Source organism: Pantoea sp. GABEPS69, from assembly GCF_045780835.1.
Classification (GTDB): Bacteria; Pseudomonadota; Gammaproteobacteria; order Enterobacterales; family Enterobacteriaceae; genus Pantoea; species Pantoea septica.
Genome location: NZ_CP118618.1, coordinates 910,385 through 935,284, shown reverse-complemented (window position 1 = coordinate 935,284; position 24,900 = coordinate 910,385). Strand labels below are relative to the sequence as shown.

General features: G+C 63.2%; 16 protein-coding genes. 7 read left to right on the top strand and 9 right to left on the bottom strand.

Features of this window, described 5'->3' with window-relative positions:
* Window positions 1-199 precede the first annotated feature (199 nt).
* The 6 genes from PVE98_RS04420 to mgtA form a co-directional block, all read right to left on the bottom strand.
* Window positions 200-616: an Imm63 family immunity protein gene (locus tag PVE98_RS04420; protein WP_096073665.1), complete on the bottom strand. Its 417-nt coding sequence runs from the start codon at window positions 614-616 to the stop codon at window positions 200-202.
* A gap of 1 nt (window position 617) precedes the next feature.
* Window positions 618-10,559, bottom strand: coding sequence for a hemagglutinin repeat-containing protein (locus tag PVE98_RS04415; RefSeq protein WP_096073666.1), 9,942 nt, complete (start codon window positions 10,557-10,559; stop codon window positions 618-620).
* 12 nt (window positions 10,560-10,571) lie between these two features.
* Entirely contained in the window at window positions 10,572-11,099 is a 528-nt protein-coding gene (locus tag PVE98_RS04410; RefSeq protein WP_096073667.1) for a toxin-activating lysine-acyltransferase, read from the bottom strand.
* Between the two features lie 2 nt (window positions 11,100-11,101).
* Window positions 11,102-12,796, bottom strand: coding sequence for a ShlB/FhaC/HecB family hemolysin secretion/activation protein (locus tag PVE98_RS04405; RefSeq protein WP_096073668.1), 1,695 nt, complete (start codon window positions 12,794-12,796; stop codon window positions 11,102-11,104).
* A gap of 272 nt (window positions 12,797-13,068) precedes the next feature.
* On the bottom strand, window positions 13,069-13,155 hold the full coding sequence (gene mgtU, locus PVE98_RS04400; RefSeq protein WP_369826203.1) for a magnesium transporter protection protein MgtU: 87 nt from the start codon (window positions 13,153-13,155) through the stop codon (window positions 13,069-13,071).
* Window positions 13,156-13,165: 10 nt separating this feature from the next.
* Window positions 13,166-15,862: a magnesium-translocating P-type ATPase gene (gene mgtA / locus PVE98_RS04395; protein WP_096073669.1), complete on the bottom strand. Its 2,697-nt coding sequence runs from the start codon at window positions 15,860-15,862 to the stop codon at window positions 13,166-13,168.
* 210 nt (window positions 15,863-16,072) lie between these two features.
* Here mgtA and PVE98_RS04390 point away from each other — a divergent pair, with 210 nt between their 5' ends.
* The 7 genes from PVE98_RS04390 (at window position 16,073) to speG (ending at window position 22,042) form a co-directional block, all read left to right on the top strand.
* The gene (locus PVE98_RS04390) at window positions 16,073-16,213 is read left to right on the top strand and encodes a hypothetical protein (protein WP_187143662.1); all 141 of its coding nucleotides are present in this window, start codon (window positions 16,073-16,075) and stop codon (window positions 16,211-16,213) included.
* A gap of 255 nt (window positions 16,214-16,468) precedes the next feature.
* Window positions 16,469-18,037 (top strand): ABC transporter substrate-binding protein, encoded by a 1,569-nt coding sequence (locus tag PVE98_RS04385; RefSeq protein WP_033754075.1) that lies wholly within the window; start codon window positions 16,469-16,471, stop codon window positions 18,035-18,037.
* Window positions 18,037-19,089 carry an ABC transporter permease gene (locus PVE98_RS04380; protein WP_096073670.1) on the top strand — a complete coding sequence of 351 codons (1,053 nt, stop codon included), beginning with the start codon at window positions 18,037-18,039 and terminating at the stop codon, window positions 19,087-19,089. The genes PVE98_RS04385 and PVE98_RS04380 overlap by 1 nt, the downstream gene beginning before the upstream one ends.
* The gene (locus PVE98_RS04375; RefSeq protein ID WP_033754079.1) at window positions 19,086-19,943 is read left to right on the top strand and encodes an ABC transporter permease; all 858 of its coding nucleotides are present in this window, start codon (window positions 19,086-19,088) and stop codon (window positions 19,941-19,943) included. Before PVE98_RS04380 ends, PVE98_RS04375 begins: the two co-directional genes overlap by 4 nt.
* Window positions 19,933-20,766 carry an ABC transporter ATP-binding protein gene (locus tag PVE98_RS04370; protein WP_096073671.1) on the top strand — a complete coding sequence of 278 codons (834 nt, stop codon included), beginning with the start codon at window positions 19,933-19,935 and terminating at the stop codon, window positions 20,764-20,766. Before PVE98_RS04375 ends, PVE98_RS04370 begins: the two co-directional genes overlap by 11 nt.
* A complete protein-coding gene (locus PVE98_RS04365; protein WP_096073672.1) occupies window positions 20,759-21,436 on the top strand; it encodes an ABC transporter ATP-binding protein in 678 nt (225 codons plus the stop codon). Before PVE98_RS04370 ends, PVE98_RS04365 begins: the two co-directional genes overlap by 8 nt.
* A 60-nt stretch (window positions 21,437-21,496) precedes the next feature.
* Window positions 21,497-22,042: a spermidine N1-acetyltransferase gene (speG, locus tag PVE98_RS04360; protein WP_033754086.1), complete on the top strand. Its 546-nt coding sequence runs from the start codon at window positions 21,497-21,499 to the stop codon at window positions 22,040-22,042.
* Window positions 22,043-22,048: 6 nt separating this feature from the next.
* Here speG and PVE98_RS04355 read toward each other — a convergent pair whose 3' ends face one another.
* The 3 genes from PVE98_RS04355 to mmuP all read right to left on the bottom strand — a co-directional run bounded on the left by PVE98_RS04355 (window position 22,049) and on the right by mmuP (window position 24,885).
* On the bottom strand, window positions 22,049-22,468 hold the full coding sequence (locus PVE98_RS04355) for a hypothetical protein (protein WP_033754089.1): 420 nt from the start codon (window positions 22,466-22,468) through the stop codon (window positions 22,049-22,051).
* 85 nt (window positions 22,469-22,553) lie between these two features.
* Entirely contained in the window at window positions 22,554-23,489 is a 936-nt protein-coding gene (gene mmuM, locus PVE98_RS04350) for a homocysteine S-methyltransferase (RefSeq protein WP_033754092.1), read from the bottom strand.
* Window positions 23,479-24,885, bottom strand: coding sequence for an S-methylmethionine permease (gene mmuP, locus PVE98_RS04345; protein WP_333621201.1), 1,407 nt, complete (start codon window positions 24,883-24,885; stop codon window positions 23,479-23,481). Before mmuP ends, mmuM begins: the two co-directional genes overlap by 11 nt.
* Window positions 24,886-24,900: the final 15 nt, after the last annotated feature.

Genomic DNA, 24,900 nt, shown 5'->3' with positions numbered 1-24,900 from the left:
CCTGATACAGGCCAAGCTAACCCACTGCCACAGCTCCCCATCAAGGGCGCTGGCTGGAAGTGCTTGGCTTTATTAACGTGCAGAAGAAAGAGGTGATCTCTGGGTCGCAACAGTTGCTCCCTCCGCCAGAAGGTGAAGGGTAATAACTGACTGCTAACATTAAAATCCCAGCCGGGTGGCTGGGATTAATTGGGTTGATTTATAAGTAGATACTATCGTCGTAAGGGCTGTCAGCAAGAACGTCTTCCAAGTGTTTTCGAGATTTTATTCCCCAGTCGATGTTGATTTTGCTCATAAGCTCGATAATCTTTGGAAAATAAATACGCCTACAATCTTTACCAGGAATCCGATTATTTAATTCGTATTCTACTGCCACAGCATGTACAAAATCATACATAATCCAATAAAGTAACTCATCTGTTGAATCTGTAATCCTTCTGGAGAACTCAACACCCCTCTCGGAATAGATATAGTTATAAATGCCATTCTCAAATGAAATATAAGGCGTCCCATCACCAATAGGTGCTGAACAAAGGTTTATAGAGTGAACTGGAAAACCTAATATCGAAACTAGTCCATCTACTTTTTTCTGAAGATCATCAATACTCAACAGCATTTTAATTAACCTTCTCAATGTATTTGTTGTCTAACAACCATTGTACGTTTACTCGTTCCTGCATATTAGGCAGGATCTGGACACCTCCGCCAGGCTCACCAAAGGCAGGAGCTATTTTCCCTTGCATAACAGGTAACGGTTTGATGACAACGTATTCATGGTACTGATCCGCTAAGGAGCCAGGTGCTAAAGCACGCTGTTCCTGCGGCGTACCCTGTGGTGCCAGGAAAGAACCATTTGTCTTCCCATACCTATCCAAACGAGTGCCTACAGGAAGCGTCGTTTTAATTGGCTCTTCAGCAAAACCTAACTTTGCAGGCCAGTTCCAGTCTCCGCTTTCGTTCCGATATTTATCGTATTGCGACCACCCTGAAGCTTCCTCATCAGCAGCAATCCTATTCGGCTCTGCCGTTCTTCCGGCTGAAGGCTGAGATTGTTGTTTAACTGCACTCTCTTTTGTCGGTTCCTTAATTACACTTTTGAGCCCATAAGAACCAGCCAGAGCGGCAACCAGCTCTTGAGTCTGCATGGCAGTATCATATCGACTTGCTGCTTTTTCCCAGCTTACCCCAGAAGCCTGTGCTATTGCCGTTACTGCTCGGTCGCGGTTGATACCTCCCGCATCCAGCCCCTGAAGTATAGCTGCAAGATTCGCCGCATCCTGCGGATACAGATCTTTATAAATCAGCGAATAAGTAACGTTTTCACCATACTTTTTCAAAGCTTCCTGCGCCGGGCCAACCAACGCCCCACAGGCCTGACCACCTTTATTTCCCTCGGTACAGACGGCTTTGATCGCCTGATTACGCGCTTTATCTGTCTGGTTGATTGTGCTTAGTTCATTTTTTTCATCCGCCGTAATCGTCCCGGCTCGTTCTTTACGTTCCAGAACCGCTTTCCTGTCTGCTTCTTCAACACTCAGCCAGTTATTTTCAACCGCATTCCTTCCCGCCTGCGCCCCGGCCACCGCGCCGGCCGTGCTGTCACCCGTCACGCCGCCCGCCAGCCCGGCCGCCAGCGTGCCCAGCGCGCTTATCGTCTGGCGCTGCTCTTCCGTCAGGTCCTCACGCTTAACCCCCGGATACATCTGCTGCGCAATATACTCGCCCATCGCCGCGCCCGAGGCGCCCGCCAGCGCGCTGTTGCCCGCCGCGTAAGCCGTTACCGCGCCCACCACCGCGTGCGCCATCAGGTTCGCCTCAACGTTCACCACCTCTTTGCCGTTCGCATCCTTTGTGGTGGTCATGTCGTGGATGACCTCCGCCAGGTAAGGCGCCGCCGCCCCGCTGGCCGCCTGCGCCAGGTTGCCGCCCGCCAGACCCTGCACCGCCGCCGTCGCCGCCTGAATGCCCTGCTGGATGGCGCTGCCCGTTCCCCACTGCTGCTGCGCCGCCTTATAGCTGTCCGTCGCCGTCAGCTTCTCGTTGTACCTTGCCCACTCTTCCTTCGACGCGCCTTCGCCCGGCTCTTTGATATTTTTCGCCGCCAGCTCCGCCTTACCGGCGTTCGTGGCCCGTATCTGCCCCTCCGTCCGGGCAATATCCGCCGCCTGGTTGCCAATCTCACCAATCAGCTGCGCCTCCTGCAGCCGGTTCTGCTCCTTCTCCTTGTCGAATATCGGCGAGAGCGTCTGGTTGGCGTGCTCCACGTCCCGGCTCAGCCCGCTCACGTCCTGCGTCTGGTTATCCCGGTCGCGGATAACTATCGCGCCCTCGCTCATCGCCGCCTTCGTCACCGAGCTGTCGCTGCCGCTGTGGTTCGCCCCCACCAGCAGCCCGTTCGCCATGTTTCCGGCAAACTGACCGGCGATGCTGCCGCCCGTGCTGATGCCCGCGCTCTGGTGCTCTACCTTATAGTCCGCGTGGTTCTCAATGTCATCCCAGCCCAGCGTCCCCGTCTCCAGCCGGTTTTTATCCGCCGCCGCGGTCGAGCCGATTACCGCCCCGTCCAGCTGCGTGTGCTCTCCGACGCTCACGTCAAAGCCGCCTTTGCCCGCGAAGATGCCGGTCTGCTCCTCCACGCTCTGCCAGGTGCTGTGCATCCTGTCGCGCGAGGCGTTAATGCTGGCCGAGCCAGTCATTGAGCCGAAGGTAAAGCTGCCGCCCGCGCTGGCGCTCTGCTGCTTCGAGTCGTAGCGGTCGCTGTCCTGCTCGCTCGCCAGCGTCAGGTTGCGGCCCACCTCCGCCTTCACCTTCTCGCCGCTCACCTGCGCGCCCTGCAGCAGGGTGTCGCGCCCGCTCACCATCGTTACCTGGCTGCCCGCGCTTACCTGGGTCTCGGTATGGGTGACGCCGCTGCCCTGCTCGCTGCCTTTGCCCTTGTTGACGCTGGCGGAGACGCTGATGCCCATGCCGCCCTGGCCCGCGCCGATGCCCACGCCCAGGCTGCCGCCGTGGCTCTCGTTTTTCCCCTCCAGCGAGGAGGTATTGGCGGCCGACAGCAGGTTCAGGTCCCGGTTCGCCGACAGCAGCACATCCTTGCCGGCCTGCAGCTGGCTGCCCTGCACCGTCAGGTCGCCGTCGGCGCCTTTCACGCCGCTGCCGCGCGCCACCACGCTCAGGTTGTCCCCCGCCGTCAGGCTGCTGCCCTGGGCGGTGCGCTGCTCGCTGCGCTGCGTGGAGGTAGAGGACTGGCTGCCGTAAGAGAGGCTGACCCCGATGGCGTTGTTGTTCTCCGGGCTGTTGCCCTGCGCCGCCGCCAGGCGCGCGGCCTGCGTCGCCTGCACGCCGCTGAGCGCGGCTTTGGTGCCCTGCAGCGCCGCCAGCCGTCCGCTGTCGGCGGACTTCGCCTCCTGCACCGTCTGCGCCGCCGTATTGAGCGCGCTGCCCACCGTGCCGGAGAGCGCCAGCGTCAGGCCGGAGGTTTTCTGCTCCACCTTATGGGTCTGGCTGCTCTGGTTCTCCGCCGCGGTGACGCTGACGTCGCGCCCGTCCAGCGTCAGGTTTTTGCCGGCGATAAGCTCGGAGCCGTTCACGTCCAGACGGTTGCCCGCCTCCAGCGTCACGTTGCCGTTCACGCTGCCGACGGTGCTGCCCTGGTTCGTCACATCCTGCGCCGTGTCGGTAGTTTTCAGGCTCTGCGTGCCGTAACTGAAGCCGATGCGACCGGTGCCCGACAGGCCGCTCTTTTTCTCCTGCGCCAGATGCTGTTCGCTGTTGCGCTCCGTCGCGCCCGCCACGCTGAGATCGTTGCCCGCCTGCAGCGCGACGTCGCGCGTGCCCGCGATCTGGCTGCCCTGCACGCGCAGGTCGTTGCCTGCCGCAACCGTGACGCTGTCGCCGCTCAGCGCGCTGCCCTGCGCCGTCTGGCGCGCAATCTGGTCACGCGTGGTGGTGGTGCTCTTCGACAGCCAGCCGCTGCTGCCGGTCACCTTATGCCGCTCGTCCAGATCCTGGGTGTTCTCACCATTCGTCAGCGTAACATCCTGTCCGGCGGTCAGCGCCAGCGCGAGGTCGGCCGACAGGGTGGCGGCGCGCGCCTTAAGATCGTTGCCTGCCAGCAGCGAGACATCGCCTTTGCCCACCACTTCGCTGCCGATCTCCTGCGTATTGCCCTGCTTCAGACTGTTGTCGCCGTCCCAGACGATATCGTCGCGGCTTGCGGTGGTGACGGTATTAAGGCTGAGGTCGCGGCCCGCATGAAGCACCGTCTGGCTTGACTTGCCGCTGTTGACCACCTGCGCCGCCGTCAGGTTGATATCGCGTCCCGCCTGCAGGATCAGCCTGCCGTCGTCGCCCTGCACGTACATGCCCGCCACGCTGTCGACGGTGGTGCGCGCAAAGCTGTTGTCGCCGCTGCGGCTCTCAACGCTGCGCGTGGTGCTGATGGCGTTGATATCCCGTCCGGCGCTGGCCAGCAGCGAGTCGGTGCCCTGGATCACGCCGCCGATGTTGTTGATATCAGTGCGGGCAGCGAGATCGACGCTGGCGCCCTTGATGGTGCCCGCCAGGTTAGTGATGTTGTCGGCGCTCAGCTTCACCACTTCGCGTCCGGCCAGCGTGCCGCTGTTGAACAGGCCGCCGCCCAGGTTGAGGTTGAGGTTGCGGCCCGCAATCAGCGCGCCGCTGCCGTCGACATCGCCAGGCTGAACGCGCGCGTAAACCTGCGGCACCAGCACCGTCTGGGTGGAACCATCCGGCAGCCTGACCTGCGCGTTCACCAGCCAGACGATATCTTTGGTCAGCAGCGCCATCTGCTGCGGCGTCAGCGCCACGCCGAGCGTCAGGTGGTATTCCTGACTGAAGTCGATGGCGTTGTTCATCAGCGCCTTGTACTGGTCTTCGTCGTTGCTGTAGCCGTCCAGATAGCGCTGCCCCGTCAGGTTAATCACCTGTTCCCGGATCAAACGCTGCTCGTAGTAGCCGTCGCCCAGGCGCTTCAGGACGTTGTCGCTGTTCTGCGTCAGCCTCTCCTGCATATAGTCGCTGCTCAGCCACTGCTTCTCCTGGGTAAAGCGCGGATCGGTCTCCACCAGGTATTTGCCGCCGGGCGACGGATTGGTTTTAAACAGGCTGTTGTCCGGCAGGCGCGTATCCGGCCCGACGATGCGCACCACGCGCGCCGCTTCGCCCTGCTGCGGCGCGACGCTGCTGGGGACTTCAAAACGCTGCCCCGGCTTCAGGGCGGCGACGGTGATAGCGGGCAGCGCACCGCTATCGACCGCCTGCCAGTCAGGCGTAAGCGCGCTGCCCGCCACGGCGGCGCTGACGTCGCCGGTATGGCCGATCGCCGCGTCGGTGCCCTGCGCGCTCTGCGGCGCCAGCGAGACTGGCGTGCCGCTAATGTCGCCGTGATCGACCAGCTGGCCTGGCTTCAGCGCAATCGTCTCAATCACCTCCGGCGGCGTATAGGCTGACTGTTTTTTGCCCTGGCTGTCGCCGCCTTTATGGCGGATGCGGTAGTAGCTGGTGACTTTACCGTCGTCGGTGGTGATGCGCTGGCCCGCCACCTCGACGTTTTCAACCTCGCCCGCGTTCATCGTCAGCGTGTTGCCCGCTATGATTTGGCTCTTATCGTTGAACACCTTATCGGCGTTCACCGTCATATTGCCGCCCGCGATGATCTTCGCCGGATCGCTTTCGGCGATCTGCGTCTCCTGCACCGTGCGGGTGTAGTCATACTGGGTGAAGCGGTCGTGGTTGCTGCCGGTTTTGCCCGGCGTGTTGAGGTTCCGCAGCGAGTCGGCGGAGTTGCGGTCGACAAACACGCCCGGCTCGCCCGCTTTCCAGCGCACGGTGTCGCCCGACTGCTGATACTCGGTGATCGCCTCAGTGGAAACGGTCGCCAGCTCGGTGCTGAAATGGTCGTTGACGTTATTGATCTGCCCGGCGTCGATCTGCATATCGCCCGCCGACTCGATGGTGGCGCTGTGGTTGTTAAGGGTGTCGGCCCTGCCGGTCGCCAGCCCGCTGGCGTCCAGCTGCCCGCCCAGCGCCATATCCCCCGCGCTGTAGATCAGGCCATGATCGCGGTTGTTCAGCGTCTGAACGCCGATATCGACCCGCTCGCGCCCCGCCAGCGTGGCGGCGGTGCCGTTTTCCGCCAGGTTATTGAAGGTGCCGGCCTGCACGCCGACCGTATCGCCGTAAATCCGGCCGCTGCCGATGTTGGTTAAGGTGCCGGCTTTGAGCAGCGTCTGCTTGCCGTCGATCAGGCCGTAGTTGGTGAGCTGCCCGTTAAGGGTCAGCCAGTCCTGCCCGGCATTGATTTCGCCGCTGGCGGCGTTCAGCAGATTGCTGGCGCGCAGATCCAGCTTGCCGCCCGCCAGCAGTTTGCCGCTGTTGACGACGTCGCCCGGCGTGGTGAAGTTGAAGCTGCCGTTGGCGATCATCTCGCCGCTGTTGTTCAGGCTCTGCTGGCTGACCAGCGTGATATCGCCGCGGGAGAGGATCTGGCCGTCGCCGCCGATGCGATCGGCACGGATCGTCAGCGATCGGCCCGCCTTGACGCCGCCCGCGCTGTTGGTCAGCGCCAGGCCGTCGCCCTGCAGCAAAAGATCCTCTCCGGCAGAGAGTTCGCCCTGGCTGTTGTCGACGCTGCCCCGGCTGTTGATGGTCAGCTGCCGGTCGGCCAGCAGCGTGCCGCGCTGGTTGGCGATGCTGTCGCTGGTGACGTTGAGGCTTGCCGCTTCGATGCCCTGCTGCGCGCCCTGGGTATCCTGATTATTGAGCTGCAGCGCGTTGATCACGGCGGTCGCGCCGCTGCGGATAAGGCCAGCGGCGTTATCAATAACGCCCTGCGCGCTCGACAGCAGCAGATCGCCGACGCTCTGGATCTGCCCGCCGCGGTTATCCAGATGCGCGGTGGTGAGGCTGGCCGCCTGCTCGCTCACCACGCGCCCGCCATTGCGGTTATCCAGCTCGCCGCTTTGCTGGCTGAGGTCGCCTTTCGCGCCCAGCGTGCCGCCCTGATTGTCGATATCGCCGCCTTGCAGGCTGAGATCGCCCAGGCTGTAGAGGGTGCCGTTCTGGTTGTCGACGCCCTGGCCGTGGCTGTCGACGAGCACGCTACCGCCCTGCAGCAGGCCTGCCCGGTTATTCAGCGCCGATGCGGTATCGAGACGCAGCGCGTTTAGCATTGATGTGGTGTTGAGGCGCAGCGCGTCCTGCGGCGATGCGATGTCCAGGCGAAGCTGATCCTGCGCTACCAGCGTACCAGCTGCATTATTCAGGCTGCCCGCCGCCAGCTGCAAGGCTTTTCCGCTCAGGGCCAGCCCCTGCGCGTTCTCCATCCGCCCGGCGCGGATCAGCATCTCGCCCTGGCTGGTCAGCCCGCCTTTCTCGCCGCTGTTCTGGTTTAGCAGCGTATCTACGCCGATATCGAGACCATCGCCGCTCTGGATAAGACCGCCGTCGCTGTTGTCGAGCGTGCCGCCGCGCAGCGTCAGCGCCTGCTGCGCCGCCAGCTGCCCGCCGCGGTTATCCAGCGCGTCGACGCTCAGGCTACCTGTGTCGCCGCTCGCCAGCACGCCCTGGCCGTTAAGCAGCTCGCCGGCCGTGACGCGCAGCGCCTTACCCGCGCCGATCGTGCCGCCCTGGTTATCGAGCCGCTGCGCAGCCTCCAGCGTTAGCCCCTGGCCCGCCTTGATGGCGCCGCTCTGGTTGCTGACGCTCGCCGCAGCGGCGGAAAGCGCCGCCTGCGAGGCGAGCGTGCCGCGCTGGTTATCCAGCTGTGCGCCGTCTAGCTGGAGATCGCCCTGGCTGGCGATAAAGCCCTGCTGGTTGTCGATCGCCCCGGCGTTAAGCGTAAGCGCGCCCAGGCTGCTGATGCCGCCTTTGCTGCCGCTGTCGCGGTTGCTCAGCGCATAGCCGTGCGTGTCGATACGGGCGTCGCCGCCCGACTGCAACAGGCCCGCGTCGTTGGTCAGCGCGCCGTCGCTCTCAATCCGCAGCTGCTGTTTGCCCACCAGCGTGCCGCCGCTGTTGTTCAGCGCCTGCGTGGTTAGCTGGGCAGCGCCGCCGCCCGCCAGCATCCCCTGGCGGTTATCCAGCTCGCCGCTGCGCAGCGTCAGCGCGCCGGCACTCAGGATGCCGCCGCTGTCGCCGCTCAGCTGATTGCTCAGGCGCGCGCCGTGCGTGTCGAGCAGCAGATCGCCGCCCGCCTGCAGCAGCCCGCCGTCGTTGTTGAGCGCACCGCTGTCGCTGCGCAGCGCGCCTGACGCGGCGATGACGCCGCGCTGGTTATCCAGCGCGCGCTGGCCCAGCCCCAGCTGAAGGTTATCGCCCAGCAGCGTACCCTCCTGATTGTCCAGACCGGCGGCGCTGAGGGTCAGATCGCCCTTCGCCTCAATACGGCCCGCCTGATTCGCCAGCGCCTGCTGCGTGGCGAGGCTGGCGGCGCCGGTTGCCGCCGACGCGCGGCCCTGGCTGTTGTCCAGCCGATCGGCGTTCAGCCTGAGGTCGCGGCTGGCCGCCAGTTCGCCCTGGCGGTTGTCGACCACGCCGCTGACCTGCGCCGTCAGGCTGCCCTGCTGTGCGGCGACGATGGCGCCGGAGCGGTTATCCAGCGCCGCAGCTTTGAGGTCGATATTGCCGTTGCCCGCCAGCTGGCCGCCCTGGTTATTCAGGGCGCCGCGCGTATGCAGCCGCATCTCGCCGCTGCCGCTCTGCACCAGCTGGCCCTGCTGGTTCGACAGGCTGTCGACATCGGCGTCGATCTGCTGCGCGGAGGTCGTTCCCTTGTCGAGGTTAAACTCGCCGCCGCGCAGGCTGAGCTGACCGTTGGAAAGCAGCTTGCCGCCTTCGCCCTGCAGACTGCGCGCGTCGATGGCCAGCGCGCCGCTGCCGGCATGGGCGATCTCGCCGGACTGGTTATCGAGCGTATCGGCGTTCAGGGACAGGCTGCCGCTGTTGCTGGCAATGCGTCCGCCGCGGTTATTCAGGCTGCCCGGCAGCGCGATAGCGAGGTCGTCGCCGCCGGTTTGCGTAATCTGGCCCTGCTGGCTGGAGAGATCGTGCGCCAGCAGCTCGAGCTTGCTGGCGGTCAGCGCGCCGCCGTCGTTATCCAGCGTTTTGCCGGTGCGGGCAGCGAGCTGCTGCTGCGCCACCAGCGTGCCGCCGCGCGTAGCGATGTCGCCGTCGCGCGCCTCGAGAGTGATGTTTTTTCCCTGCGTACGGCTGCCGCTGAGATCCAGACGCTGGCCGCGCGCGGTCAGGCTGCCGCCCGCCAGGTTCTCGCCCTGGGCGCTCAGCGCGCCATCGGCCGCGAGCGTCAGATCCCCTGACTCGCCGAGCCTGCCGTCATCCTGTACGCCTGCGGCAAGGATGCCCGACGTCGCGCTGTTGAGACGAGCGACCTGCAGCGTAACGTTATTGCGCGCGGCGACGGAGCCGCTGTTTTGCAGCTCTGCCGCGCTGGCGACCGTGGCGCTGCCGCCGGCGAAGAGCGCGCCGCTGTTGCTCAGGCCCTCTCTGGTGGCGACCTGCAACTCGCCGCTGCTGCGTATGCTGCCGCTGTTTTCGATGCGGCCGTCGGCGGTGATGGTTACCGCGCCGGCCTGAGCGCCGATGTTGCCCGCGTTGCGCACGCCGACGCCCGCTTCGGTGCCGATCAGGCGGATTTTCCCGGCATACATGCCGCCGAGGCTGGAGACGTCCAGCGCCACCTGCGGACGCGAAGCGGCATCGTCGCCCTGTTTCGCGACCTGCTGATGCGCCGCATCCACCTGGTTGCGTCCGGTGGTGATGTTCAGATCCTTAGCCCAGACGCTGGCGTTAATTTTCACCGAGCGGGCGATAATGTCGGTGTAGTCCTGGCGTGAGCTGTCCATGCCCGCGCCTTCGACCGCCACCTCGCCGCGCTCGACGTTAAAACCGGTGAGGTTGCCGTTATTCATCTGCGCCTGACCGGTGGTGAGCGTGGCGCGGTTGGCATTGATAAATCCGCAGCCGTTGCAGGTGATGCCGGACGGGTTAGCGATCACCACCTGCGCTTTTTGTCCCGCCACTTCGACAAAGCCGTTCAGGCGGCTGGGATCGCGCGAGTTTACCTCGTTGAGGATCACTTTGGCCTCGCCGCGGGCGAGCCAGGGGTTGCCGCTCACCATGCCGCCCAGTTCGGTCTGCACGTTTTTGTGGGAGTTATTGAGAATGGCGCCCTGCTGCCCGACGTCGAATTGGCTATAGCTGTTGCGCGACACGCCGCCAGCGGAAGGGGTCTGAATATTGATCTGCGGCGTGCCGTTGGCGCTGTTGATAATGGTCGGCTGCTGACCGCCCGGCGCCTGCGGATCGGCGACGATGGCGGCGCTGGCGGGCTGGATGACGCCCATCGCCAGCCAGAGGCTGAAGCTCAGCGCGCCAACCCGGCCGATGAGTCGGCTGAGCGTGCGGCCCAGGCCCGATGCGCGTGCGCCGCCTGCGCGGCCTGAACCGGCAATATCGGCCACCACCATCAGCATGCCGCGCGCTTTGTTGAAAATAATGCGGTAGAGGTTTCTGTTCATCTAATGTCCCTATCAGATTTGCGGTAACGCCACGGCGAGCGGATGCTCCTGTCGCCACTTTTTTGCCGCCTCGCGGTTAACGCTGGCGCCATGAAAATTCAACACGCGCTTGCCGCGCTGTTCGCCGCGATGGTCTAACGCCCGCCAGCAGGCGTGAGGAAAGAGGTCGCGGCGCACCAGACGGCTCATCGACGCGGTATGACCAAACGGCGCGATCCAGTCGCAGCACCACATGCGCTCGCCGCTGTTCCAGTCCTCGGGCGGGAAATGGATCGCAGGCAGCGTGAGATAGCGCGCCTCGGCCTCTTCGTTCAGCCAGGCCCAGCTAAAGAAAAAAACCGGCTCGCCCGCTTCGGCGACCAGCACGTACTGCTGCCTTTTGACGATCGGCAGCAGCAGCGTCGGCAGCGCGTGCAGCGGCGCGTCGCGATGCAGCGGCGAGTGCATCCAGAGCCAGACCGCGGCGCCCAGCACTTCCGCTTCGCTCTCTTCGCCGCCGAGGATCAGCGGCGATTTAATCTCATAGTTTCCCGCGCGCATGCTCAGTAGCTCCAGTTGAGGTTGAAGCCGAGCGTGACGTCGCTGGTGCGCAGGCCGTCCGGTTTAGAGAGCGGCGTGCCGATAAACAGGTCATAGCCGGTGTTAAAGGCCTGCCCGCGCAGCCCTGCCACTCCGCCCGCCAGGTGCTGGCCGGTGAGCAGTTCGCTGCCTGCCCCGCTCACCTCGCCATAGTCCACGCCAAGATAAAGCTCTTGCGCGGGCAGCGGCGTGCTCCAGGCGATGTCATTGCGCAGATACCAGCCGCGGCTGGCGTTGAGCGTGCGCTCGCCGTCGAAGCCGCGCACCGTCCAGCGGTTGCCGATGGAGAACTGCTCCTGCGGCGTGAGCGGCGTGCTGCTCATCTGGCGCAGATACTGCATGTTGTAACGAAAACGCTGATCGCCGATGCGGAACGGCAGGTTGAACTGCGCGTTAAGCTGCACGATTTTGCTCAGCGCCGTCGCCTCGCCGAAATACTCCTCCGGCGCAGGCTGAGCGCCGAACCAGCGCGTGCCGCGCTGATAGCTGACGCCCGCGTCCAGCGTCGCCTGGCGGATATAGTGGCGGTGCTGCAGGCCGATACGCCAGGCGGCGGTCTGTCGCCGCTGCACCTGCACCTCGGTGTCGTTGATATAGTTGCGGGTTTCGCGCGTCAGCACGTCATAGGTCAGCGACGTTTTCTGCGAGCCGCTGCGGTGCAGCACGCGGCTGAGCTGCAGATCGAGGCTTTTGCTTTTTCCGCTATAGCGGTAATCCTGATTCGTGCCGGCGACCGTCTGGTGATAGTCGTAATCGCTGCCCGTTACGGAGAACATCCAGTAGCCGAACGGCACCGAGTAGTGGCCGGTGAAGTTTTTGTTGCCCTTGCCGCCCTGGCCTTGCAGATCGTGCGTGGCCGACAGATAAAAGAGATCGCTCAGCGCAAAGGGATTGTCGAGCGACAGCGTGACGCCGCCCAGGTAGCGGCCGGTGCTGCGGGTGCCGGAGTCGTCCAGCGACAGGCCGACACGCCACATTTTTTGCTGCTTCCAGCGCACCTGGATATCGCTTTCGCCTGGCTGTTCGCCGGGCACCACCGACATATCGGCCTCCACGGTCGGCAGCCGCTGCAGGTTTTCCAGCCCCTGCTCGATATCGCGTAAATCAAGCAGGTTGCCGGCGTGCGCGGGAAAAGCGCTGTAGAGCCAGAGATGACGATCGCTCTCCGGCGTCAGCTTCGCCTCCCGCACGTAGCCGGGCAGGATCACCAGCCGCAGCGCGCCGCTGTTGAGATCCTGCGAAGGCGCCAGCACGCGCGTAGTGACATAGCCGTGATCCACCAGCCGGTTTTGCAGGGCGCTCATCAGCAGGTTAATGCCCTGCGCGCCCAGACATTTTCCCTGCGCCTGGCTGGCGATGCGACGCAGCGGCAGCCAGTGCGGCAGCGCCTGCTGTCCCTGCAGCTCGACGCGCGCGATGGGAAAACAGGGTTTTTCAGCGGGAAAGTCGATGCGTCCGAAGCTGGAAGCGGGCGGCGAGAGCCGCACGTCGGGTGCCTTCGGTTCAATTTGCTGCTCCAGCGCCTGCTGGCGCTGTTGTTGCTGGCGGATCTGTTCGTTAGCGTCAGGAAACGCGTCGGCGGCAGCGGCCTGCGCGGTTAAAAAAGCGCCAGCCAGCAGAGAAAAAGAGAGCGGAATAGATTTGTGCCGAAGATGCATCAGACAGTCCCTGTCGCGTAAAGTAATCGTAAATTATGTTAATTTAAGTAAAACTGGCTGCGTATTATCCATAAATTCGGGTTAGCGACAACTCTCTTCTGATGAATTTTCAGGCGGATTGTTTAATGGATTTTACAATTTTGTATAGAGATGGGCGGTCAGAGCGGCATCGCTGGAAGAGAAGAGCCAGGTGGAAAAATTAATACCAAAAATATCTACAGCCCGGCTGAAGTAGCAGAAAAACGGCGGCGAGTCGCCTCGCCGCCCGCGAGTTAGCGCACTATCATCGTCAGCAGGATCAGCGCGATGGCGATAAGCGCGACGCTGATAAATGCCCGGTCGAGTCCTCTTCTTTTCATGTTCGCCCTCCTAGAACCACTGACCGAAACGGCGGATATAGATCCGCTTCATGCCCTGCGCCACCAGGCAGTAGCCGAACAGCGTCGCCGCCAGCCAGGGGAAATAGGCGAGCGGCAGCGGCACCAGGCCGACCATCGCGCCGAGCGGCGAGAAGGGAATGGCGATGCCGAGCGCCATAATGGCGAAGGTGGTCAGCAGCACCGGCAGCGCCGCGCGGCTCTGAATAAAAGGGATCTTCTGCGTGCGCAGCATATGCACCACCAGCGTCTGCGACAGCAATCCTTCAACGAACCAGCCGGACTGAAACAGCGACTGCGCGCCCGCATGATTCGCGCCGAAGACGTACCACATCAGCGCGAAGGTGGTGATATCGAACAGCGACGAGGTCGGCCCCATCCACAGCATAAAGCGTCGGATATTGCCGGCGTCCCATTTGCGCGGCTTGCGCAGGAACTCCGGATCCATTTTATCCCAGGGCAGCGCCAGCTGAGAGATGTCGTACATCAGGTTCTGCAGCAGCAGGTGAATCGACAGCATCGGCAGAAACGGAATAAAGGCGCTGGCGATCAACACGGAAAAGACGTTGCCGTAGTTAGAGCTGGCGGTCATGTTCAGGTACTTGATGATATTGCCGAAGGTTTCGCGCCCTTTCAGCACGCCCGCTTCCAGCACGCGCAGATCTTTCTCCAGCAGAATAATGTCGGAGGACTCTTTGGCGATATCCGCCGCGCTGTCGACCGAAATACCCACGTCGGCGTCGCGCAGCGCCGGGGCGTCGTTGATGCCGTCGCCGAGGAAGCCGACCGTATGGCCGCTCTGCTGGAACAGCCGCACCAGACGCGCTTTCTGCGGCGGCGTCAGCCTGGCGAACAGGCTGCTGCGCTCGGCGGCCTGCGCCAGCTCGATGTCGCTCATCGCCTCGATCTCATCGCCGGTCAGCATGCCGCTGGCGTCCAGCCCCACTTCGCGGCAGATGCGCGCCGTGATCGTCGGGTTGTCGCCGGTCAGCACCTTGACCGCCACGCCGCTGGCACGCAGCGCCTTAATCGCTTCGCCTGCGCTCGCTTTCGGCGGATCGAGGAAGGTCAGCATCCCTTCCAGCGTCAGCTCGCGCTCCTCCGCCTGCGTCAGCGGCAGCGCAATCTCGCCCGCGCGCGTCGCCACCAGCAGCACGCGGAAGCCCTGCTGGTTATAGGTTTCAGCCAGCTTTTGCAGCGCCGTGCGGCGTGCGGCGCAGAGCGGCACGCATTCGCCGTTGACGCGCACGCGGGTTGATACGGCGAGCATCTCCTCAACGGCGCCTTTGCATACCAGCAGCGATTCGCCCTGCTGCAGATCTTCCAGCAGCACCGACAGGCGACGCCGCGCAAAATCGAAAGGCAGCTCATCCTGTTTGTGATAGCGGCTGCGCTGCGCCTCGCTGATGCGTCGCGCGCCCGCGCGCACCACCGCCCGATCCATCGGGTTTTTGCCGCCCGTCTGGCTGCTGCTGTTCAGCCAGCCGAGCAGCAGCACGCGTTCATCCTCTTCGCCGTCGCAGTTGAGGACGTGCGACAGCTGGATCTCATCCTGCGTCAGCGTGCCGGTTTTATCGGTGCAGAGCAGATCCATCGCGCCGAGGTTCTGGATGGCGTTAAGGCGTTTGACGATCACCTTGCGGCGCGCCATCGCCATCGCCCCTTTCGCCAGGTTCGAGCTGACGATCATCGGCAGCATCTCCGGGGTTAGCCCCACGGCGACGGCCAGCGCGAACAGCGCGGCGTCGGTCCAGTCGCCTTTGCTGAAGCCGTTAATCAACAGCACCACCGGCACCATAATCAGCATGAAACGGATCAGCAGCATGCTGACGCTGTTGACGCCGCGGTCAAACGCGGTCTGAGCGCGGCTGCCGACCAGCGATTTCGCCAGCGAGCCGAAATAGGTCTGACTGCCGGTCGCCACCACCACGGCGCAGGCGCTGCCGCCCGAAACGCTGGCGCCCATCAGGCAGATGTTGTCCTGTTCCAGCAGGCTTTTGCCCGCCGACCGACCGCTGCTGCTTTTGGCCGCCACCTCGGCGCTGAGATCGACCTTCTCGACCGGCAGCGACTCGCCGGTCAGCACCGCCTGACTTACGCAGAGATCGCGTGAACGCATCAGACGCACATCGGCAGGCACCAGATCCCCCGCGCTGAGCAGTATGATATCGCCGGGCACCAGCTCGCGCATGGCGATCTCCTGCGGCGCGCCGTCGCGCATTACGGTCGCCGTGGTGCGCACCAGCGACTTCAGCGCCTGGGCGGCGCGATTGGTGCGAAACTCCTGCCAGAAACGCAGCAGCGCGCTCAGCGTCACCATGGTGCAGATGATGATGACGCCGGTAAGATCGCCCTCGTCCCCGGCGCGCAGCGGCAGCCAGTAGTCGGTGAAAAAGCTCACCGCCGCCAGCGCCAGCAGCACGTAGATAAAGGGGTTATGAAAGGCCATCAGCAGCTGCAGCAGCGCAGGCGGCGCTTTCTCCTGCGCCACCTCGTTAGGGCCGAACTGCGACAGACGGCGTTCCGCTTCCTGCTGGCTCAGCCCGTCAGCCTGACTGTGCAAGTGAGCCAGCGTCGCCTCGACCGTGCGATCCGCTTCCTGCTCGATTAAATAATGTTTTGCGCCGCTTCGCGCGGCGCGGCGGCTATTTTTCGCCAGCGTCTGGCTTTCCAGTTTTAATTCGGACATGGTGAGTTCTCCCTGTAACAGGCAAAGCAATCCCGGCACGCGAAGTAAGGCGTGCGTAATCAAAGAAAATATTTAAGGGAGTGCGTAGCGTGACGGGCGAATAAGCCGCAGGCGCGAACCGCTCGCCGCAGTTATCTGTCGACGCGGTGAGAAGACGCAGGCGCAGGGCGCAGCCGGTCAGCTACGCGAGCGAGGTGGAGGAAAAAGTGCGTGAGTGAAAAACAGCATAACGATCGCCTTATAATAAATAGCGTTTTCAGGGAGCAATCGTTATTAAAGAGGATCGCTGCCCGCCGGATGGCAAGCAGCATGGAAATTCAGCTTGCCGGTGTCAGTAACCAAATCGAATGACTGTCCAAGTGAATTCTCCAGTAGAAAGTTGCCGCTATTATAAGCGCGGCGAAAAAAGGATAAAGAATAAATTAAGGCTAAATACGCTTCGTTGAGGTTCTGTTTCTCTATACTTAGTTAACACCGCTTTGCGTCTCTTATAACCAGAGCGCCACCCTTATAACCTTTCTGCATAAGGTTAGCCAATAATAGACTATTCTTCCTTTAAGCCCTCTCGTACACTCGCGTGACTACTTTATAAGGCAAGGAATTACCATGAAAAAAACCGCTGCTTCTCTGTTGGCGCTTTCGCTGACCGCCGCCTTTGCCGCACAGGCCGCCACGCCAAAAGATACCCTGGTGATCGCTCAGTCTATCGATGACGCCGACAGCTTCGATCCCGCTAAAGGGTTTGAACTGACCAGCGTGCAGGCCTTTACCAATATCTATCAGCGCCTGGTCCAGTCCGATCCGCAAAACCCGACGGATCTGAAACCGACGCTCGCCAGCAGCTGGCAGCCGGGCAGCGATAACCGCAGCCTGACCTTCGAACTGCGCAAAGACGCTAAATTCTCCAGCGGCAATCCGCTGCGCCCGGAAGATGTCATCTTCTCGCTGGGCCGCGTGGTGAAGCTCAACCTCGATCCCTCTTTTATTCTGACGCAGCTCGGCTGGACCAAAGAGAACGTCGACACCTTCCTGAAGAAAGTCGACGACAACCACGTGCAGATCAGCTGGACCGCCAACGTCAGCCCGACCTACGTGCTGAGCCTGCTCTCCGCGCCGGTCTCCTCTATCGTCGATGAAAAAACCGTGATGGCGAACGCGAAGAACGGCGATCTGGGCAACGGCTGGCTGGCGACAAACTCGGCGGGCAGCGGTCCCTATCAGATCCGCAAAGTGGTGCTGCATCAGGTGGTGCTGCTGAGCGCTAACCCGACCTCGCCGGCCGGCGCGCCGAAGCTGAAAAACGTGCTGATTAAAAACGTGCCGGAGCCGGCGGCGCGCCGTCTGCTGCTGGAGCAGGGCGACGCGGATATCGCGCGTAACCTCGGCGCCGATCAGATCGCCGCGCTGAAAGGCAAAGCGGGCGTGAAGACGGAAGCCTACCCGATGGCGTCGCTCTACTACATTCAGTTCAACGTCGGCGGCAACGAGACCCTGAAGAATCCGGCGCTGTGGGAAGCGGCGCGCTACCTGTTCGACTATAAGGGCATCGCCAACGACCTGCTGAAAGGCCAGTTCGACGTGCATCAGACCTTCCTGCCGAAAGGCTTCCTCGGCGCGGTCAACGATACCCCTTACAGCTACGATCCTGAAAAAGCAAAAGCGATTCTGCAGAAAGCGGGCCTGACCAACGTCAGCTTCGATCTCTCCACCAGCAATCAGCCGCCCTACCTCGATATCGCGCAGGCGCTGCAGGGCAGCTTCGCCAAAGGCGGCGTGAAGATCAACGTGCAGCCGGGCCTGAGTTCGGAAGTCTCCACTAGCGTGAAGGCGCATAAGTATCAGGCGACGCTGAACGCCTGGGGCGCGGACTACTTCGATCCCAACACCAACGCCGCCTCTTTCGCCTATAACCCGGAAGACGGCAGCAAAACCATCGCTTACCGCTCCGACTGGCATATTCCCGAGCTAAACAAGCAGGTGCTGGCGGCGACCGCGGAGAGCGATCCGCAGAAGCGCGTGGCGCTCTACAAAGCGATGCAGGAATCGGTGCTGAAAAACTCGCCGTACGTCATCGGTCTGCAGGCGCGCAACCTGGTCGCGCTGCGCGACAACCTGAAAGGTTACGTGCAGGGCATCAACCCTGACATGGTCTACTACTCGCAGGTCAGCAAATAATGGCGCAGTCAGCCTCGGAGGCCGGGTTCGCCCGGCAGCTCTGGCCGCGCCTGTCGCGGCTGGTCACCAGCCTGCTGTCGCTGCTGGTGACGCTGCTTGGGCTGCTGGCCTTTACCTTTATGCTCTCCCACCTGTCGCCGGTGGATCCGGTGCAGCAGATCGCCGGCGATCACGCCAGCGAAGCGACCTACGCGCAGGTACGCCACGAGCTGGGACTGGATCAGCCGGTGCTGGTGCAGTTCTGGCGCTACCTCGAACATCTGGCGCGTGGCGATCTCGGTCTTTCCCACCTGACGAATCAGCCGGTGGCGAACGATCTGATGCAGACCTTTCCCGCCACCATCGAGCTGGCGACCTGCTCGATGATCTTCGCTGCCCTGTTCGGCGTTAGCCTGGCGCTGCTCGCCGCCTGGAAGCCCGGCAGCGTGATCGACAACGTGGCGCGCTTCGTCTCTCTGCTCGGCTACTCGGTGCCGGTGTTCTGGCTCGGCCTGCTCGGGCTGCTGCTGTTTTACGCCGTGCTGCACTGGTCGGCCGGTCCGGGACGGCTTGACGATCTCTACGTCTATACGCTGGAGCCGAAAACCGGCTTCGTGCTGATCGACAGCTGGCTCTCCGGCGATCCGGAGATGTTCCGCAACGCCATCGCCCACCTCTGGCTGCCGGTGGTGATCCTCGGCCTGCTGGCGATGGCGGGCATTACCCGTCTGCTGCGTGCCGCGCTGCTGGAAGAGAGCAGCAAAGAGTATGTGACGCTGGCGCGCGCCAAGGGCGCCGGTCGCGGCCGCATTATGCTGCGCCATATTTTCCCTAACGTGCTGGGCACGCTGGTGACGGTGATCGCCCTCTCCTACGCCACGCTGCTGGAGGGCTCGGTGCTGACCGAGACCGTTTTCGCCTGGCCAGGCGTCGGACGCTACATGACCAACGCGCTCTTCTCGGCCGACGTACCGGCCATCCTCGGCTCTACGCTGCTGATCGGCGCCTGCTTCATACTGCTTAACGCCGTGGCGGACGCCCTAACCTGGTTAACCGATCCGAGAACCCGATGACGCAACAACTCTCTGAACTCGAAACCGTGCGGCCGCGCCGTCGCCGCCGCCGCGTTACCTCGCTCACCATCGGCCTGACCCTGGTGGCGATCCTGGTGCTGACCGCCCTGTTCGCGCCGCTGCTGGCGCCTGTCGATCCCAATCTGCAGACCATATCGGCGCGCCTGCTGCCGCCGTCGGCGCAGCACTGGTTCGGCACCGACGGCTTCGGCCGCGATCTGCTGTCGCGCGTGATCTACGGCGCGCGCCCGACGCTGCTGCTGGTGTCGCTGATCCTGGTGCTGACCATTCCGGTCGGCCTGCTGGTCGGCATTACCGCCGGCTATGTTGGCGGCTGGACGGAGCGCGTGCTGATGCGCATTACCGATATCTTTCTTTCGCTGCCAAATCTGGTGATCGCGCTGGCGCTGGTGGCGATGCTCGGTCCCGGCCTGATGAACGGCGCGCTGGCGCTGGCGCTCACCAGCTGGCCGCCCTTCGCCCGCCAGGCGCGCGCCGAAACCCTGGCGCTGCGCCGCAGCGACTATCTGGCCGCCGCGCGGATGCAGGGCATCACCGGACTGCGCCTGATGTTCGGCCATATTCTGCCGCTCTGCCTGCCCACCGCCGTGGTGCGCGCCGCGCTCAGCCTCGGCGGCATTATTCTTTCCGCCGCCGGCCTGGGCTTCCTCGGCATGGGCGTACAGCCGCCGACCGCCGAATGGGGTTCGATGGTAGCGGAAGGCAGCAAAGTGATTTTCGACCAGTGGTGGGTCGCCGCCGCCCCCGGCGCGGCGATTCTGTTCGCCAGCCTGGCCTTTAACCTGACAGGCGACGGCCTGCGCGACCGTCTGGATACCCGCCATGCCAAATGATCTGTTACTTCACGCCGAGTCGCTGAGCATCCGCAGCGACGACGCGCTGCTGGTGGACGACATCAGCTTTTGCATCGGCCGCGAGCGCGTGGCGCTGGTGGGCGAATCGGGCTCCGGCAAATCGCTGACCGCGCGCTCGCTGATGGGGCTGCTCTCTCCTGCGCTGCACCTGCACGCGCAGAAACTGGAAGTGGCCGGGCACGACGCGCTGCGCCTGAGCGAAAAAGCCTGGAGCGCGCTGCGCGGCGATACGGTGGCGATGGTGATGCAGGACCCGAAATATGCGCTTAACCCGACGCGCACCATCGGCTGGCAGGTAGAGGAGCCGCTGCTGCTGCACCGCCGCCTGAGCCGCAGCGAGCGCAAAGAGAAAGTGTGCGAGATGCTCGACGCCGTGGGCCTGCCGCAGCCGCGCCAGCTGATGCAGCGCTATCCGCATCAGCTCTCCGGCGGCATGGGCCAGCGGGTGATGCTGGCGATCGCGCTGATTACCGATCCCGCCTTTTTGATCGCCGACGAGCCGACCTCGGCGCTCGATCACGCCATGCGCGATCAGGTGCTGGCGCTGATCCGTCGCCTGGTCGAAGCGCGCAATATGGGTCTGCTGCTGATCAGCCACGATCTGCAGCAGGTCTCTGAACACTGCGAGCGCGTGATGGTGATGTACAAAGGCCGCGTGCTCGATACGCTGCCCGCCGCCGATCTGCCGCGCGCTACCCATCCCTATACGCGCACGCTCTGGTCGTGCCGTCCGAGCAAAGCGACCCACGGCCAGCCGCTGCCGGTGCTGGATCGCGCCGCGCTGGAGACGAATCATGATTAATCTTCAACGGCTGAGCGTCGCGCACAAGCAGGGCTATGAGCTGCGCACCGTGGTGCACGAGGTCGACCTGCAGGTTAACGCCGGCGAGTGCTTCGGCCTGGTGGGCCCTTCCGGCTGCGGCAAGTCGTCGCTGCTGTGGGTGATGGCCGGGCTAAATCCGCACTGGCAGGGAAAAATGGCGCTGGCGGGCAGCGACGTCGCGCCGGGCAAGCCCTTTACCGGCCAGCTGCGCCGCGACGTGCAGATGGTGTTTCAGGATCCCTACGCCTCGCTGCATCCGCGCCACCGCCTGCGCCGCACCCTGGCGGAGCCGCTGAAGCTGCTGCGCCGCGACAACATCGACGACCGCATCGATCAGGGCTTTCGCCACGTCGGCCTCGATCCGGCGCTGGCGGAGCGCTATCCGCATCAGCTCTCCGGCGGCCAGCGCCAGCGCGTGGCGATCGTGCGCGCGCTGCTGCTGGAGCCGAAGATCCTGCTGCTGGACGAGCCGACCTCAGCGCTCGATATGTCGGTGCAGGCGGAGATCCTTAACCTGCTGAACGATCTCAAGCGCGACGACGGTTTGACCATGGTGCTGGTCAGCCACGATCCCGACGTGATCGACCATATGTGCGACCGCGCCGCGCGCATGGCGCAGGGGCGCATCGTCGAGCAGATCGGCGCATGATGGATCGCGCGCGAGCCAGCACGCTATACTCGCGCGTAATCTATCTGCAAAGAGGTGACCATGACGGTTAAGCTACGCCCGCTGGAGCGGGAAGATCTGCACTTCGTTCATCAGCTGGATAACAACGCCAGCGTCATGCGCTACTGGTTCGAAGAGCCTTATGAGGCCTTTGTCGAACTCTCCGATCTCTATAACAAGCACATTCACGATCAGAGCGAGCGCCGCTTCGTCGTGGAGCACGACGGCCAGAAAACCGGGCTGGTAGAGCTGGTGGAGATCAACCACGTGCATCGCCGCGCCGAGTTTCAGATCATTATCGATCCGGCACATCAGGGCAAAGGGCTGGCGAGCCAGGCGGCAAAGCTGGCGATGGAGTACGGTTTTTCAGTGCTGAATCTCTACAAGCTCTATCTGATTGTCGATCAGGAGAACGAGAAGGCGATTCACATCTACAGCAAGCTGGGATTTGAGACGGAAGGGGTGCTGAAGCACGAGTTCTTTATCAACGGCGAATATCGCAACACCATCCGCATGTGTATTTTCCAGCATCAGTTTCTGGAAAGGTTCCGCTCAGGCGGCGCGATGGTGAAGCCCACCGCGCAGTAGTCGCCGCTAGCCGCGCGCGCCGACCGGATTAAGGAAGGGCCGCGGATGGTCCGGCTGGAGGTTGTACATTCCGCCGTTAAAGGGGTCGACCAGCAGCCAGCCGGGAAAACCGCCCAGCGGAATATTGCCCAGCAGATACCAGAGATTCGCTTTGCCTTCGATCGGCAGCGTCACCGGCACGTAGCCCGGACTCTCCAGCATCACCTGATAGTGCTTCTTGCCGAAATAGCGGCCGGTCGACTTCGCCAGCTCCACGGTTTGCGGCGTATAGCCTTCCGCCACGGAACGTCCATCCTCATCCTGTACGGTAAAGCGCGCGCCCTGCGGCAGCGAGTCGATGCGCACCGCCTGGGTCGACGAGCCGACAATCGAGGCGCAGCCGCTAAGCAGCAGCGCGGCGGCAAGGATAAGAAGTCGCTGTTTCATGAAGGGATCCGCTTAAGAGTCAGAAAAGGCAGTGTAAACCGCCCTTGCGTAGTTAATCGCCCTATCATCGCCTGTTTTCTGCGCTTTATTGCGGTTGACAGCCGTGCGCAATCGCCGCGATATCCTGCGGCGTGGTGCGGCAGCAGCCGCCGATAAGCCGTGCGCCGGCGGCGCGCCACTCGGGCAGCTTGTCGCGCAGCGTGCAGCCCGACGGCGCGGAGTGCCAGGTTTTGCTGGCGGCGTCGTACTGCTCGCCGGAGTTGGGATAGACCACCAGCGGCTTGCTGGTCAGCGTCTGCAGCTGCTGGAGCGCCGGCGTCGCCTGCTCCAGCGCGACGCAGTTGATGCCCAGCGCGACGATCTGCGGCTGCGCCTGCAGGAAAGCCGCCACCTCGCGCAGCGGCGTGCCGTCGCTGATGTGCGCCGCGTCGCGCAGCGTAAAGGAGAACCAGGCCTGCGCCGCAGGGAACTCCGCCAGCAGCGCGGTCAGCGCCCGCGCTTCGGCAAACGAGGGCAGCGTTTCGCACGCCAGCAGGTCGGCGCCCGCCGCCAGCAGCGCCTGCACGCGCGGACGGTGAAACGCCTTCATCTCTTCCTCCGGCAGCGCGTAGTCGCCGCGATATTCCGCCCCGTTGGCGAGAAAGGCGCCGTACGGCCCGACCGATCCCGCCACCAGCAGCGCGGCCTGACTGCCGCTGGCTGCGCGATAGTCATCGCGCGCGCGCCGCGCCAGCTCAACGCTGCGGGCAATGAGCTGCAGCGACTGCGCCTCGTCCAGCCCGCGCGCGGCGAAGCCCTGCGGCGTCGCCTGATAGCTGGCGGTAATGGCGACGCGCGCCCCGGCGGCGAAATAGTCGTAGTGCACCTGATAGATCAGCTCGGGATTTTCCATCAGCACCTTCGCGGACCAGAGCGCGTCCGCCAGGTTGCAGCCGCGCGCCTCAAGTTCGGTCGCCAGCGCGCCGTCCAGAATCAGCATGTCGCTTTCAGCCAGCGCCTGCGCCACAGAATTATGCTGCATCTTTGGCCTCCTCAGCCTGCGATTTTTTATGGGTAACAGCGTAAACCGCATAGCAGAGCAGCACAAAGGGAATGCCGCACCAGAGCGCAATGCGCTGCGAAGGGTCGAACGCCAGTCCGACGCACGCCAGCAGACAGAGGGCGAAGCCCAGTATCGGCGTCAGCGGATAGAACGGCGCGCGGTAGAGCAGCTCGCCCAGCGCCCTGCCCTGCGCCAGATGACGGCGGCGGAACATGTAGTGCGACGCGCAGATGCTGAGCCAGACGGCGACCACCGCGAAGCCGGAGATGGCCGACAGCGCGACGAACACCGTGTCCGGCGCGATAACGCTGGAGAGCAGCGCCAGCACGCCGCCCAGCATGCTGACGGTGATCGCCAGCTGCGGCACGCCGCGTTTATTGACGCGGGCGAAGCAGCGCGGCAGCGTCTTTTCATTCGCCAGCGACCAGAGCATGCGTCCCGAGGCGTAGAGTCCGGAGTTCGCCGCCGAGAGGATCGCCGTAAGAATAACGAAGTTGACGATATCGGCCGCGTAAGGAATACCGATCTTCTCAAACACCACGACAAAAGGGCTTTTGACGATGCCCGCCTGATCCATCAGGATCAGCGCCGCCAGCACCAGCACCGTGCCGACAAAGAAGATGATCAGCCGCGCCACCGTGGTGCGGATCGCCAGCGGCAGCACCTTCTGCGGATTTTCGGTTTCGCCTGCGGCGATGCCGATCAGCTCGGTGCCGGAAAAGGCGAAGTTGACCGCCACCATAGTCATGATAATCGGCAGCACGCCGTGCGGCAGCCAGCCGTGCTGGGTGAGATTGCCCAGTCCCGGCGCGGCGCTGCCGTCTTTCAGCGGGATAAAGCCGAACATCGCCGCCGCGCCCAGCACGATAAAGGCGATGATGGTGACCACCTTGATCAGCGAGAACCAGAATTCCCCTTCGGCGAAGAAGCGCGTGGAGATGATATTCAGTAAGTAGATAGCGACGCAGAACAGCAGACACCAGATCCATATCGGCACCTGGGGAAACCAGTACTGCATGCAGAAGCCCGCGGCGGTAAAGCTGGAGCCGAGCGCCACGGTCCAGGTGAGCCAGTAGAGCCAGGCGACGGTGTAGCCGGTAGCTGGACTAAGATAGCGCGCCGCGTAGACGTGAAAGGCGCCGGTTTCCGGCATCGCCACCGACAGCTCGCCGAGGCAGACCATCACCAGCCAGACCACCAGCGCGCCGATCAGGTAGGCGAGCAGCGTGCCCGCCGCGCCGGTAGTGGAAATGATATAGCCGGTATTAAAAAACAGCCCGGTGCCGATCACGCCGCCCAGCGATAGCATCACCAGATGGCGCGTTTTCATCGTACGTTTGAATTGATCCCGTGACGGGTTTTCCTGCTCGCTCATCTTTTCATCCATATG